This window comes from Arthrobacter sp. 260 (assembly GCF_013116745.1).
Classification (GTDB): Bacteria; Actinomycetota; Actinomycetes; order Actinomycetales; family Micrococcaceae; genus Arthrobacter_D.
This window is the reverse complement of the sequence record NZ_JABFOE010000008.1, coordinates 160,594-174,205: the sequence shown is the minus strand read 5'-3', so window position 1 is coordinate 174,205 and position 13,612 is coordinate 160,594. Positions and strand designations below refer to the sequence as shown.

Below are 13,612 nucleotides of genomic sequence, written 5' to 3'. Positions count from 1 at the left end.
GGTACTCATTTATGGCTGAATCGAGGAAATCCCGGGTGACGTTCGGCGTGCTCGCCGTCACCGTGCGTCCGATCATGAACGCGCTGATGGCGAAGCGGTGGTCGGGGGCAGAGAAACTGCCGAAGGACACCGGCTTTATCGTCTGCCCCAACCACATCACCGAGATCGACCCGGTGGTGATCGGCCATTTCCTGTTCAACCACCAGGTGACACCGCATTTCCTCGCGAAGGCCTCACTGTTCAACGTGCCCATCATGGGGTGGATCCTCAAGGCCACCGGCCAGGTGCCGGTGGACCGGACCACCGCGGGTGCCAACCGGTCCCTCGAGGCCGCCCGGGACGCGATCAGCGCTGGCGGTGGCATCGTGGTGTACCCGGAGGGCACCCTGACCCGGGACCCCGACCTGTGGCCGATGAAGGGCCGCACGGGTGCGGCACGTCTGGCGCTTCAAACCGGGGCGCCGGTGGTTCCCATCGCGCACTGGGGCGCCCACGAGGTATTTCCGCGCTACGCCAAGCGGCTCTACCTGTTCCCACGGAAAACCTCGCGGGTAGTGGTCGGTGACCCGATCGATTTCGCCGACCTGGCCGGGAAACCCATCACCAAGACCGTCCTGGACACGGCCACCGACCGGATCCTCGATGCGCTGACCGAGCTCGTGGCCGAGTTGCGCCAGGAGACCCCGCCCACCGAACGCTGGAACCCGGCTGACAAGCACCAGAAAAGTACCGGCAGGGACTACGACAGCCCTCCAGAGGGGACCCCGTGACGCGCACCCCTCCCGCCGTGGTCGCCGTCCTGGGCGCCGGCAGTTGGGGGACCACGTTTGCGAAGATCCTCGCCGACGCCGGCGCCGCCCACGGCACCCAGGTGAAACTGTGGGCACGCCGCGACGACGTGGCCACCGAGATCAACACCACCCGGCGCAACAGCAGGTACCTTCCGGACACAGTCCTGCCCGCGAACATCACCAGTTCCAGCGACATTGCCGAGGTGCTCGACGGTGCCGAACTGGTTGCTGTCGCCGTCCCCGCGCAGTCGCTCAGGCCCCAGCTGGCCAGCTGGAAGCAGTTCCTCAGCGCCGACGCAGTGGTGGTCTCCCTCATGAAGGGGCTCGAGGTCGGCTCCGACGCGAGGATGAGCCAGGTGATCGCCGCCGAACTGGACCTCCCCGAGCACCGCATCGCAGTGGTGTCCGGCCCCAACCTGGCGCTCGAGATCGCCCGGCAGGAGCCCACCGCCTCGGTGGTCGCCTGCCCGGACGAGGACGTGGCTGCCTGGATCGCTGCCGCGTGTACCGCCAGGTATTTCAGGCCCTACACGAACCCCGATGTGGTGGGCGTCGAAATTGGCGGGATCGTCAAGAACGTCATCGCCCTCGCCGTCGGAATCTGCGAGGGAAAGCAGATGGGTGACAACACCAAGGCCTCGGTCATCACCCGCGGGCTCGCGGAGACCACCCGGCTGGCCGTCGCGCTGGGTGGGGAAGCCGAAACGATGGCCGGCCTCGCAGGGATGGGCGACCTGATCGCCACCTGCTCGTCCGCGCTGTCCCGCAACCACACAGCTGGCAGGTTACTGGGGCAGGGGCTGACCCTGGACGAGGTCACCGAGAAGATGAACCAGACCGCCGAGGGCATCAAGTCCGCCCAGGCCGTGCTGGACCTGGCCGGTAAATTGGGTGTTGATATGCCCATTACCGAGAACGTGGTGGCAGTGCTCCAGGGCACCGTCTCCGTCCATGACCTGGGGCCGCGACTGTTGTCCCGCGACCTGAAATCCGAAGGCAAACTGTGACTGTAGTTCCACCCGCGACGCCCGATCCTGACCACACGCCCAAGCCACGGGTACTGGTTCTCTTCGGCGGACGATCCAGCGAGCATGCCGTCAGCTGCATTACTGCGGCCGGCGTGCTCGAAGCGATCGACCGGGACAAGTACGAGGTCATCCCGGTCGGGATCGCGAAGAACGGCCAGTGGGTGCAGGTCTCCGGTGATCCGTCGCAGTGGTCGCTGCGCTCCGCGACTCTTCCCGAGGTCCAGGCATCGGACGAGTCGCTGGTCCTCGCCGCGGCTGGCGTCGGCATGGATCTCGCCTCCACCGAGCTCATGGTGACCGCCGCTGAACAAATGCCGCGCAGCCTGGGCGGGGTCGACGTCGTCGTGCCGCTGCTGCACGGACCGTTCGGTGAGGACGGCACCCTCCAAGGATTGCTGGAGATGGCCGACATTCGGTACGTCGGTGCCGGGGTGCTGGCGTCCGCCGTCGGCATGGACAAGCACTACATGAAGGTGGTCTTCGCCGCCGCCGGTCTGACGGTGGGACCGTACGAGGTCATCACCGATCGCCAGTGGGTCAACGACCGCGACGGGTGCGTTGCCCGTGCAGCGGCCCTGGGATTCCCCTCCTTCGTGAAGCCCGCCCGCGCCGGCTCGTCGATGGGGATCACCCGGGTGGCGTCGGAGGAGGACCTGGCTGCCGCCGTCGAGGTGGCCCGTGACTTCGATCCAAAGGTGCTGGTCGAGGCTGGCATCATCGGCCGGGAGATCGAGGTGGCCGTCCTGGAGGGTCGCGGCACCAGCGAACCGCGGACCTCATTGCCCGGCGAGATTGCCGTCCAGCCCGGCGACCACGACTGGTACGACTTTGAGGCGAAGTACGTCGACGGTGCCGCCGCCGAGCTGAGCTGCCCGGCTGACCTGCCGCCCACCGTCAGTGACCGGGTGCGCACCCTCGCGGCCGAGGCGTTCGACGCTGTCGGCGCCGAGGGACTGTCCCGGGTCGACTTTTTCTACACCCCGGCGGGCGGACTGATCATCAACGAGATCAACACCATGCCGGGCTTCACCCCGATCAGCATGTACCCGCAGATGTGGGCCAAGTCCGGCCTCACCTACACGGAACTCATCGACGAGCTGATCACCCTGGCCCTGAACCGGAAGACCGGCCTCCGCTAGCCCGGCTGACCGGCGCGGAAGATGCCAGACGGGTCGTGCCGTCGTCGTTTTGGTGAGCAACCCGGACAGGCAGGGTCAACCTGGACATCGGTGAGTGAGATCTTGCCCTCCAAGGTCCAGGTTGCTCACCAAAACCGAGGTGGGTCCCAGGAGGCGTCAGGTAAGACCCTAGGCGGTGACCAGGACCGCCCCGGCGAGCGTGATCCCGCCGAGGAACACCGTCGAGATGCCTCCAAGCACCAGGTTCTTCCCTCCGGTGCGTGCCAGATGCGGGATGTCGATCCCGGTGCCCAAGCCAAACATTGCTGCAGCCAGCAACAGCGTGGCGGTCAGGGAGGCAGCGTCGAGGACGGGTTCGGGGACCACCCCTGTGGAGCGGAGCAGCACCAGGGCCAGGAACCCGACAACGAACAGTGGCACAATCGGGGCCACCCGCCCCGTCGCGGACGGCTGGGCACCCTCGGTGCGCCGGATACCGACCGACACGAAGGCCGCGACGGGCGCCAGGAGCACCACGCGGCCCAGCTTCACCACCGTCGCCACCGCGAGGGCGACGGCGCCGGCGGTGCTCGCGGTGGCTACCACCTGGGCCACCTCGTGGACGGCGAGTCCGGACCAGATACCGAAGGTTTCGGGAGAGAGCCCGAGCAGGTTCCCGATCAGCGGCAGCCCGACAATCACTGCCGAACCGTACAGGGTCACCATGGCGATGGCGCTGGCCACCTCGTCGTCGTCGGCGTTGACGATGCTCTGCATGCCAGCGATGGCTGAGGCGCCGCAGATCGAGAACCCGGCAGCCATCAGGGTGGATGCCGCGCGGCTGAGGCCGAGCCTCTCACCCACGTAGCGGGTGAACAGGAAGCTAATGAAAACCGAGACGATGATCAGGGCGAGGACTGGATAGCCGAGGCTGAGGATCTCGGGGAGGGACAGCTGCAAACCCAGGACGACGACGCCGAGCCGCAGGAAGCGCTTGGTGGCCCGCTGGATGCCGGGCCGGATGCGGGGGTGGAACAACCCGGTGTTGCGTACCAGCAGGCCGAGGGCGAGCGCCACGACGAGGGCGCCGATGAATCCCTGGAGACTGGCGACGAAGAGTGAGATGGCGACGGCGGCTGCCATGACCAGTACTCCGGGGAGCAGGTTGATGACTGCCGCGGTGGCGGCCGAGCGCTGTGTGGTCACTGGGTTTCTTTCAGGGCGCTCGGGTGAAACGGGTGCCGGGATGGGGGAACGGGCGCTGCCCATCCCGACGGCGTACCGTCGGGATGGGCAGGGTGCGCTTAGAGGAGGTCGTATTCCTCAAGGAACGCGGTGGCCACGGTGGCGCTGGCTTCGCGGTCCACCTGAACCCGTGCGAGGTATTCGGTGAGGTTCTCGGTGGTGAGGGCAGCCGAAACCGCGTTCAGCGATTCGGTCACCGCATCGGTCACCTTGGACTCGCGAATGATCGGAACGATGTTCTCCGAGAGGTAGAGGTTCTTGGTGTCCTCAAGGATCACCAGTCCCTCGGTCTCGATGACCGAATCGGTGGAGAAGATGTTTGCGACATCAACCTGGCCACTGATCAGGGCTTCGCGGGTGAGCGGGCCACCCGCGTCGAGGGCCTGGAACTCGCCGAAGGTGATTCCGTAGAGTTCCTCAAGGCCCAGCAGGCCCTGGAAACGCTCGGCCCATTCTGGGCCCGCTGCGACGCTGAGTTCACCGGCAACAGGAGCGAGGTCGTCGATGGTTTTGAGGTCGTACTCCTCGGCGGTTTCGGGAAGGACGGCAAGCGTGTCCTTGTCCTCTGCCTCGGACTGTTCGAGGGCAACAATTCCCTCGGGGAGGACCTCGACCATTGCCTCGTACACCTCGTCGGGAGCGGTGATCCCCTCGGGGGCGCCACCCTCTACGAGCGCCGAGTACAGCGCGCCATTGTACTCGGGGAGCAGGTCGATCGACCCGTCCTCAAGTGCCGCAAGGTACAGGTCGCGTGCACCGATGTTGAAGCTGCGCTCCACCTCGATGCCTTCGGCTTCAAGGACCTGCGCGTACATCTCGGCAAGCAGTTCGCTCTCCGGGAAGTTGGCCGAACCAATGGCGATGGTTTCGGCGTCGACCGATTCGCCGCCGTCGGAGGCGAGTGGATCGCCACCGCACGCGGTGAGGGCCAGGGCCGCTGCGCCGAAGAGCGCAACGCTACTCATCAGTTTCGTGGAGCGTTTTCTTATCATGGGTCGTGCCTTTCGGTCAGGTAAATAAAGCTTATCCCGCAGTAGCCGTTGCTGGCCCGACGGAAGATGATGGGGCTTTGTTGGACGTCCGGGTGAGGGCCCGGCCGGAAACGCCGGGCGAGACCACCAGCCGTTGCACACTCGACGCGATCAGGTCGAGCACGATCGCCAGGGCGGCGACGACGACGGCGCCGGCGATCACCCGGTCGTACTGGTTCAGGGCCAGCCCATCGACGAGCAACCGGCCCAGCCCGCCGAGCCCCACGTAGGAGGCGACGGTGGCGGTGGAGACGACCTGCAGGGTGGCGCTTCGCAGGCCGCTGAGGATCAGGGGCAACGCCATCGGGATTTCGACCCGGAAGAGGATCTGGATGGGGCGCATGCCCATCCCCTTCGCGGCGTCCACCGAGGCCGGGTTGATGGCCCGGAGCCCCGCATACGTGGACGTCAGGATGGGAGGGATGGCCAGGATCACCAGCGCGATGATGACAGGGAGCAGGCCGAACCCGATCACCGTCACCAGCAGGATGATCAGGCCCAGGGTCGGCAATGACCGCCCGGCGTTCCCCGCGTTGATTGCCACAAACGAGAACCTGCCGGTGTGGCCGATGTACAGCCCCACCGGGATGGCGATCAGTGAGGCGATCACCAGGGTGATCACCGTGTAGTACAGGTGGTCGACGACGAGCGAGGGGATGTTGCCCGTCACGGCCAGATCCCAGTGCTCGGGGTCCAAAAGATACTCGAGATAGTCCATCAGGCCCGTCCTCCCGCACGCACCCAGGGCGTGAATCGTCGTTGAACAAGCACAATGATGATGTCGCAGGTCGCTGCCAGCAGCACCGACAGGATGATTCCGACGAAGATTGGCGCCAGGTAGTCAAGCTGCAGGCCGCGCAGGAACAGGGCCCCCAGTCCGCCGACGCCGATCAGCGCACCCACGCTGACAATGCTCACGTTGGCCACCGTTGCCACGCGCAGTCCGGCGAGCATCACCGGCAGGGCGATGGGCAGCTCCACCGCGAAGAGCCGCCGGACCCGCCGGTAGCCCATCGCTGTGGCGGCCTGGGTGATCGCCGGGTCAACCGAGTTCAGCCCATCGGCCACCACCCGGACCATCAGCGCGATGCTGTACACGGTCAGCGCGATGATGATGTTCAGCGGAGACAGGACGCCCGTCCCGATGATCGGCGGCAGCAGCAGGAACAGCGCCAGGGATGGGATGGCGTAAAGAATGCTGCTGATATTGACCAACGGGTAGTACAGCTTTTTGTAGCGGACGGCGATGTACCCCAGCGGCAGCGAGATGATGATCGCCAGGATGACCGGGATCAGGGCCAGGTACAGATGCTGCTGGAAGGCCTCCCAGATCAGCTGGTAGTTGATTCTGATGTAGTCGATCATGAGGCGGTCCCCGCGCGTTGCCGGCGTCGTTCATCCAGTTGGCGGACCAGGCTCGGGTGCCTGATGATGCCGTCCGCTACGCCCGAGTCGTTGACCCGGACGGCGATACCGACGGGGGAGCTGATCGCCAGGTCGGTGACGACCCGCAGCGAATCAGCAGCCGTGAACGTGCCAGCCACTGACAGTGGCGAGCGTTCGTCGGCGATTCCTGGACCGGCCCAGCCCAGTGGCCGGCCGGCGTCGTCGAGCACCAGGATCTCGCTGCCGGAGCGGACCGAGTCAACGGAGTCCAGAACCAGGACCCCGGAGGAGTCGAAGGAGAGACTGCGGAAGCCGCGGTCGCGGCCCACGAAGTCGGCGACGAAGTCGTTGGCGGGGTTTTCCAGAAGTTCCTGTGGCGAGGCGTACTGGGCCAGGTGGCCGCCTTCACGGAAGACCGCCACTTTGTCACCGAGTTTGATGGCCTCGTCGATGTCGTGGGTGACGAAAGCGATGGTCTTGCCCAGTTCGCCCTGTAGGCGGAGGAACTCGGTCTGCAGTCCCGCACGGACGATGGGGTCGACGGCGCTGAACGGTTCGTCCATGAGCATGACCGGAGGATCGGCGGCCAGCGCCCTGGCCACGCCCACGCGCTGTTCCTGGCCGCCCGAGAGCTGGACCGGGTACTTGTTGGCCATGCTCTCGGTCAGCCCCACCCGGAGCAGCAGCTCCATGGCGGTTGCCCGTGACTTCTTCTTGTCGGTGCCGATGAGGTTGGGAACGGTCATCACATTCTCAATCACCGTGCGGTGGGGGAATAGCCCGGCATGCTGGATGACGTATCCGATGGAGCGGCGCAGCAGGGCGGCGTCCTGGCTCATGACGTCCTTGCCGTCGATCAGGATCCGTCCGCCGGTGGGTTCGATCATCCGGTTGATCATCCGCAGCGAGGTGGTCTTGCCGCAGCCCGAGGGGCCCACGAAGACGGTGATCTTGCCGGTGGGCAATTCAAAGTCGAGGTTTTCGACGGCGAGGGTGCCATCCGGAAAAGTCTTGCTTACCTTGTCAAACGTAATCACGGTGGCTCTCCAGGTTCCTTGGCACCAGCCCTAATAACCGGCAGTGAATAAGTTGATTCATAGTTTCAGCGAATGAATAGACAGTCAACCTAATTTGTGAGATTACTTACATAGCCGACATACAAAGGACAACGGTGCATCCATGACTTCCGAGCACAACATCAACCGGGTGGTGCTCGACGGCGCCTCGCTGACACTTGACGATCTTATTACTATTTCCACGGGGTCCGCCGGTATTCACGTGCCCGACGGCGTGCTGGCCGCCCTGACGACCTCGAATGAGGTGCTCATTCGGGCCCGCGAATCCGGTCGCGTCTATGGTGCAAATACCGGCGTCGGGGCCAATCGGGCCATGAATGTGGAGCCCGGTGGGTCGCCGGAGGAAATCCGGGCGGCGCACGCACGCCGTCTGCTCCTGAGCCACTGCGCGGGGGCCGGACGGGTGGACGAGGACAGCACTGTCCGCGCCACGATGGCCGTCCGGCTCAACCAGTTCCTCGCGGGCGGCTCCGGGATCAGTACCGGAGTGGTGAGGGGGCTGCTGGAGGCCCTCGACAGTGGGTCGGTCGCCACGATCCACAGCCTCGGCGGGTTGGGGACCGGCGACCTGGCGGCGATGGCCGAACTGGCGCTCACCCTCAGTGGAGACCGGCCGTGGCAGGTGGGCGGCATTGCTCCGGTCCACTTCGAGGACACCGACTCGCTGCCGTTCATGAGCTCCAGCGCGCTGACTCTGGCCACCGCAGCGCAGGGCGCCGTCGCAACGGAGCAGCTGATGAAGAGTGCCCTGGTGGTGGCGTCGCTGACCATGCTCGCGCTGGAAGGCTCGCCCGAGCCGTACGCCGAGGCAGTTCACCGTGCCCGGGTCTATCCGCATCAGGCGTCGGTCGCCGCTCAGATGCGTCGGCTGACGGGGCCCGACACGCCGGTTGCTCCGGCCCGATTGCAGGATCCCTTTGCCCTCAGGGCGCTGCCTCAGGTGCATGCCCCGGCGCTCGATGCCCTGTTGCGGCTGCGGGCCATTCTCGAAACTGAAATCAACGGAGCTGCTGAAAACCCACTGATGATCGAGGGGGGCCCCTTCCACCACGGCCAATTCCACCAGGCCATGCTCTCGGCGGTCCTGGATGCCACGCGAAACGCCGTCTACCCGGTGATCTCCCTGTCGGCGGCCCGGCTGTCGCACCTGTTCCGCCCCGAGCTGAGTGGCCTGCCGTCGTTCCTGGCCGCCGGACCGCGCGGCAGCTCGGGACTCATGATCGCCGAGTACGTGGCGCAGGACATGCTGTCGATCCTGCGCACCTATTCGACTCCAGCCAACGGCCCCGGCATCAGCGTTTCCCTGGGCCTGGAGGAACACGCCGGGTTTGCCACCCAGGGTGCCCGGCAGCTGCGCCACCTCGCGAAGGAGGCGCCCGTCGTCGTCGCGCTCGAAGCGGTCGCCGCGGTGCGGGCGTTGCGGATGGCACCCCACCGGTTGGGTACGGCTCCGGCACGGGCCGCCTTTGAGTACCTGGCAGCCGGGCTGGACCCCGATATTGATGACCGTCCGCTGGGGGACGACCTGGCGGCAGCACTCGCGCTGCTGCCAGGCCTCGCCGGGTTCTAGAATTGCCCGGTTTTAGCGTCCGGCCAGTTCGTCAGTGACTGATTGGAGCTGCTTGTATTTCTCGATGACACTTTCGTCATCCATGGGCCGGAGCTCATCGGCGTAGCTGACCGACATGCGGCGGATCACGCCGTTGCGGCCGATCGCATACTGTCCCATCCGCCACAGCGGTGGGGAGTACGCGTGGATCGAGACCGATCCGTCGACTGAGCCGCCCATCCGGTGCACGTGGTCCGGTCCGAAGGAGAAGGACCTGCCGGCCTCCACAACGCGGCGGACAGGTTCGCCGTTCATCCGGGGGTTCGCTTCGGTGACCGCACCGTGGGTGACGACGACGGCGCCCGAGGAAATGTCGTGGTCGTGCCAGCCGGTGTCGTCCTGGGTGTTCCAGCAGAGCAGCCACACGTCGATGTTGGAGTCCCGGTAGACGGAGGCATAGTGGCGCTCGCCGCCGTCGTGATTGATGTGGTGTTCCCACAGGTCGGGCCGGGCCGCGAGGGTGGTCACCCAGTCCTGCAGTTCCTTTTGGCTGAGGGTGCGCCCGGGTAGGGCAGGAACGTCTGATTCTGTGAGGGCGTGGCCCTGGGGAGGTGCTGTGGTCATCGTGGTGTTCCTTTCAGGAGATGTTGGGGATTCGCGGAGAAGAGTGCGTGGGTGAAGGCATGTCCCAGTCCCGGGTCACGGGGTTCGGCGTAGGGCCGGTCGGAGCCGTGGATAATCGGGTCGACGCCGACTACCCGGATGGTCGCGTCGATCGCCCGGGTGTCGTAGGAAGAGGTCTCGTAGTACACCAGCGGGTCGACGGCCCCGAAAGTGCCGCCGCGGGCTGCCAGCCGTTCGTGGTGGAGCGGGGCTAGTCCGGCGAGGGCCACGAATGCCACCCGCAGGGTGGGGTGCTGGGTGCGTCCCACCGCGTGCCAGGCCAGCCAGGAGGCATGTAGCTGGGAGACGTACGGGACCAGCGCCGGCCACCAGGCGGGTGTTCCGGCCGTGACGGGCGCCGGTCCCGGGTGGATCAGCACCGGTTTGTTGGAGGCCTGCACCACGTCCAGGACGGGCCGCAGGCGGCGGAGTGAGTCTGGGTCCGCCAGTGCCGTGGCGGGAAGCTGCAGCCCCACGACGCGGTCGTGCTCCAGGATGTTGGTCAGCCCGTCGAGATCGAACTCGCTCACCGGCGTCGCCGCCCACACCAGGAACGGATCGCCCAGCTCCAGCGCCGAGGTGTGCCACACCTCAATCAGTGCGCGGGATTCCTCGAACGGCAAATGCTCGATCCCCAGGGGGCTGGACAGGGAGAGCAGCACCTGGTCCTTGCCTTCACGGGCTTCGCGGCCTCGCCGGATCTCGGTGTCATGGGCCAGCGGGTCGACGGCGTAGGGCGCCTCGCCGTCGATAAGCAGCTCCCAGCCGTTCAGGCGTGGAGTCTGGGACCGGTTGCGGAGCGCATCGACGAACGCGGCTGGCCACAGGTGCTGGTGGCAATCCGTGCGCATGATGCCCTTTCGCGGAGGTGGTGAGGTGGAGAGGTGTTAGGGCGGTGAACCAGACGGAAGATACTAAGTAGGCTGCCGTTGTGAACCGGTTCACTCGTAACTAATTGAACCGGTTCACAACAGGGTTGTCAACTGCTTCCCGTGCGCCGAACCGTGAGATCAGGCGGGTCGGGAGATCAACAGGTCGTCAGCTCTCACTCTTCGGCGGGCGGTCTCGGTGGAGGGGGCCCGTGGACGGGGTTGGCGGACGGAGGACGGCGTCGGGGATGGGCGGTCACGGGGACGGACGTATGCTGGTCTGATGACCGGGGCCCAACGCAAGACACTCCAGGACATCGCCGACGCTGCGGGATTGTCGAAGGCCGCAACCTCCTATGCGCTGCGCGGCCTGCGGGGTTCAGAGGCCACCCAGGCCCGGGTGCGGGCGATCGCCGACGAGCTGGGGTACTCTGCCGACCCCATCGCCCGGGCGCTCGCCAATGGGCGCAGCGGCAACGTCGCGATTGTCGGGTCCCTCCGTGACCTGTGGCGGCAGGGTCTGGCAGTGATGTTGTCCGAGGGGCTCCGGGCACAGGAGCTTTCCTCCATCATCGCCGACGTCGACGGCTCCCCCCAGCGCGAGGCGGCAGTCCTTCGCTCCCTGGCCGCCCAGCGGGTGGACGGCATCATCGCTCTGCCCGTCGACCCCTCCGCTGAGTACTGGACCCAGGTGCCGGAGCAGACGCGCATTGTCTCCATCGGGGATGCGCTGACGGCGCGCCCCGAATCGGAGAGCGTCCTGTTCGACAATGAGTACGGGGTCGGTACCGCCCTGCAGCATCTCGCCGACCTGGGCCACCGCACCGTCGGGTTGCTCGCACCCACGCTGCCCACCACCCCTGGGCGACCAGCGGAACTGCTGGCCCAGAGCCTGGGGGATTCGATGGGACTGAGCGTCACGGTGTCGTCGTCGCCGTCGTCAGTGCACGGGGCTGCGCACGCTGCATCCCAGCTGCTCGCCGGCCGCGAGCGGCCCACCGCGCTGTTCTGCCTGGGCGATTCGATTGCGTTCGGCGCCTACCGTGCCGCGCGGGACCTGGGCCTTCAGGTCCCGGCGGACCTGTCGATTCTCGGCTTCGACGACAGTGAGCTTGCCTCACTGGTCAGCCCCGAACTGACCACCTTCGGCTGGGACGAACAGGCAATCGTTGATGCGGCAGTCAGCGCCCTCACCATGCCCGAGGGTACTGGGACAGCCAGCGGCCGGGTGATGTTCCGCCCGATCTTTATTGACCGGGAATCGACAGCTCCTCCGTCGACACCCAGCGCCCCCAGCCACTAGCCAGCAGCTCGTTGAGCAAAGAAATATCCTTGCCGAATGCGCGGTCGTCGGTGCCCGCGGGCAACAGGTCCGACGCGTCATCCACCAGCGTCCCGAGCCGTCGGTCCACGTGTTCCAGCGGGTCCTGGGCCAACCTGACTCCCTGGATCACCGTGAGCAGTTCGCACGCAAGGATGTCACGCAGGCCCATGACCGCGTGATCGCACGCCTCGGCGGCCTCAGCGGAGAAGCTCTGCACATCCTCCTGTCCGAACGACGTTTCGATCGCCCCGACGCTGGATGCCCGTGCGGCAGCCACCAGTTCATGCACGACGCCGACGGTCCGCTTGTGCACGGCGACCATCCCCGCGTACAGGCCGGGCTGGCCGGAGAGCTGGCGGGGGAGCCCGGTGAACCGTTCGTCCAGCAACCGGTGCACGCGTGCCGCCGACGTCTCCGCAACGTGGATCAGGGACAGCCGCAGCCCGTCGAGTGAGGCGGACAGATCGAACCCGTCGAACCCTGCGGTGCCGATGAACCGCCCGTCCAGGTACGCCGGCGAATCGGTGACACCGTTGAGGGCGCGCCCGACGGCGGCCTCCACCCCAGCGATGGAGCGCAACAGATGGGCGACGGCCGGGCCCAGTACCCGGAAGGAGAGGGGCGACTGGAGAGTGCGAGGCGCGGAGTCTTCGCCGGCGAGCCGGCGGATCGCGCCGAGCACCGTGCCCAGCTCCGCATCGGCACGGGCCAGCGCGGGATCGAACGGGTCCCGGCTCGCTCCCACCAGGCAGACCTCGGCGGAGAGGAGGGCAATGGCCTGGGCGGCGAGCAGCCGGGCATCATTAGCGAGCAGGATGGCAAGTGCCGTGGTGACCGGTACCCCCTCGATGAGGGCAACGCCCTCCTTGATGCCAAACGAGTACGGTGCCATCCCCGCCGCTTCGAACACGCCAGCGGCGTTGACAGCACCATCGCCCGCACCGTGGACAACACCGTGGCCAGCCATGGGACGTGAGGTGGTGCCGGCAGTCTGTCCAGCGCCTGCGTCAGCCAGGAAGGCGCCGGAACCGGTGAGGGCTCCACCGAGGTGGGCGAGGGGGATAATTTCGCCAGCAGCGCCAATACGGGTGCGGGGGATGGCTGGCAGCAGGTCCATGCTGAGCAGCTCCGCCAACCTGACGCACAGTTCAGCGGAAACGCCCGCGTCACCGGTAAGGAAGGTCCGCAGCCGGACCGCGATGACCGCACGGGTCTCCGGCCGGGTCAGCCAGGGCGCGGATCCTACCGCCCGGGCGAGCATGAGGTTGTTCTGGTGCCGGGACTGCGCGATGACGTCCAGCGGCACCTCGCTGGCGGCGCCCATCCCGGTGTTCACGCCGTAGACGGGGGAGCCGTCGGAGAGCAGTTCCAGCACCTCCCGGCGTTGCGCCGAGATGGCGTCGAGGAGGCTCTTCTCCAACCGGAGCGGCCGCCCTCCGGCAATCTCGGCGATTGCGGTGGCGTCCAACTGCTGGGGGTCGGAGATGCGCAGCACGGTGAGATGGTCAACGGGGGCGTGGGTGTGATGCATG

General features: G+C 66.6%; 13 protein-coding genes. 5 read left to right on the top strand and 8 right to left on the bottom strand.

Annotated features, from left to right (window positions below; translation table 11 throughout):
* Nucleotides 1–11: 11 nt before the first annotated feature.
* Genes HMI57_RS11105 through HMI57_RS11095 form a run of 3 tightly spaced genes read left to right on the top strand, consistent with a single transcriptional unit; the run spans nucleotide 12 to nucleotide 2,958 of the window.
* Entirely contained in the window at nucleotides 12–770 is a 759-nt protein-coding gene (locus HMI57_RS11105; RefSeq protein WP_171586074.1) for a lysophospholipid acyltransferase family protein, read from the top strand.
* Nucleotides 767–1,798 (top strand): NAD(P)H-dependent glycerol-3-phosphate dehydrogenase, encoded by a 1,032-nt coding sequence (locus HMI57_RS11100; protein ID WP_171586073.1) that lies wholly within the window; start codon nucleotides 767–769, stop codon nucleotides 1,796–1,798. The genes HMI57_RS11105 and HMI57_RS11100 overlap by 4 nt, the downstream gene beginning before the upstream one ends.
* Complete coding sequence (locus HMI57_RS11095) at nucleotides 1,795–2,958, top strand: D-alanine--D-alanine ligase (protein ID WP_171586072.1); 1,164 nt, start codon at nucleotides 1,795–1,797, stop codon at nucleotides 2,956–2,958. The genes HMI57_RS11100 and HMI57_RS11095 overlap by 4 nt, the downstream gene beginning before the upstream one ends.
* Before the next feature lie 168 nt (nucleotides 2,959–3,126).
* Here the strand turns inward: HMI57_RS11095 and HMI57_RS11090 are convergent, their stop codons facing one another.
* The 5 genes from HMI57_RS11090 to HMI57_RS11070 all read right to left on the bottom strand — a co-directional run bounded on the left by HMI57_RS11090 (nucleotide 3,127) and on the right by HMI57_RS11070 (nucleotide 7,636).
* Nucleotides 3,127–4,143, bottom strand: coding sequence for a putative sulfate exporter family transporter (locus HMI57_RS11090; protein ID WP_171586071.1), 1,017 nt, complete (start codon nucleotides 4,141–4,143; stop codon nucleotides 3,127–3,129).
* Nucleotides 4,144–4,241: 98 nt separating this feature from the next.
* The gene (locus HMI57_RS11085) at nucleotides 4,242–5,147 is read right to left on the bottom strand and encodes an ABC transporter substrate-binding protein (protein ID WP_228721060.1); all 906 of its coding nucleotides are present in this window, start codon (nucleotides 5,145–5,147) and stop codon (nucleotides 4,242–4,244) included.
* Between the two features lie 58 nt (nucleotides 5,148–5,205).
* On the bottom strand, nucleotides 5,206–5,931 hold the full coding sequence (locus HMI57_RS11080) for an ABC transporter permease (RefSeq protein WP_171586069.1): 726 nt from the start codon (nucleotides 5,929–5,931) through the stop codon (nucleotides 5,206–5,208).
* The gene (locus HMI57_RS11075) at nucleotides 5,931–6,578 is read right to left on the bottom strand and encodes an ABC transporter permease (RefSeq protein ID WP_171586068.1); all 648 of its coding nucleotides are present in this window, start codon (nucleotides 6,576–6,578) and stop codon (nucleotides 5,931–5,933) included. The genes HMI57_RS11080 and HMI57_RS11075 overlap by 1 nt, the downstream gene beginning before the upstream one ends.
* Nucleotides 6,575–7,636 carry an ABC transporter ATP-binding protein gene (locus tag HMI57_RS11070; RefSeq protein WP_171586067.1) on the bottom strand — a complete coding sequence of 354 codons (1,062 nt, stop codon included), beginning with the start codon at nucleotides 7,634–7,636 and terminating at the stop codon, nucleotides 6,575–6,577. The genes HMI57_RS11075 and HMI57_RS11070 overlap by 4 nt, the downstream gene beginning before the upstream one ends.
* A gap of 142 nt (nucleotides 7,637–7,778) precedes the next feature.
* Between HMI57_RS11070 and HMI57_RS11065 the strand changes: the two genes are divergently transcribed.
* The gene (locus HMI57_RS11065; protein WP_171586066.1) at nucleotides 7,779–9,245 is read left to right on the top strand and encodes an aromatic amino acid lyase; all 1,467 of its coding nucleotides are present in this window, start codon (nucleotides 7,779–7,781) and stop codon (nucleotides 9,243–9,245) included.
* 12 nt (nucleotides 9,246–9,257) lie between these two features.
* Here the strand turns inward: HMI57_RS11065 and HMI57_RS11060 are convergent, their stop codons facing one another.
* Nucleotides 9,258–9,848, bottom strand: a complete 591-nt coding sequence (locus tag HMI57_RS11060) for a cysteine dioxygenase family protein (RefSeq protein WP_171586065.1) — start codon at nucleotides 9,846–9,848, stop codon at nucleotides 9,258–9,260.
* Complete coding sequence (locus HMI57_RS11055) at nucleotides 9,845–10,738, bottom strand: amidohydrolase (RefSeq protein WP_171586064.1); 894 nt, start codon at nucleotides 10,736–10,738, stop codon at nucleotides 9,845–9,847. Before HMI57_RS11055 ends, HMI57_RS11060 begins: the two co-directional genes overlap by 4 nt.
* Nucleotides 10,739–11,039: 301 nt before the next feature.
* Between HMI57_RS11055 and HMI57_RS11050 the strand changes: the two genes are divergently transcribed.
* Nucleotides 11,040–12,059 carry a LacI family DNA-binding transcriptional regulator gene (locus HMI57_RS11050; protein ID WP_171586063.1) on the top strand — a complete coding sequence of 340 codons (1,020 nt, stop codon included), beginning with the start codon at nucleotides 11,040–11,042 and terminating at the stop codon, nucleotides 12,057–12,059.
* Here the strand turns inward: HMI57_RS11050 and HMI57_RS11045 are convergent.
* A complete protein-coding gene (locus HMI57_RS11045; RefSeq protein ID WP_171586062.1) occupies nucleotides 12,004–13,611 on the bottom strand; it encodes an aromatic amino acid lyase in 1,608 nt (535 codons plus the stop codon). The two genes, HMI57_RS11050 and HMI57_RS11045, sit on opposite strands and share 56 nt — an antisense overlap.
* Nucleotide 13,612 lies beyond the last annotated feature (1 nt).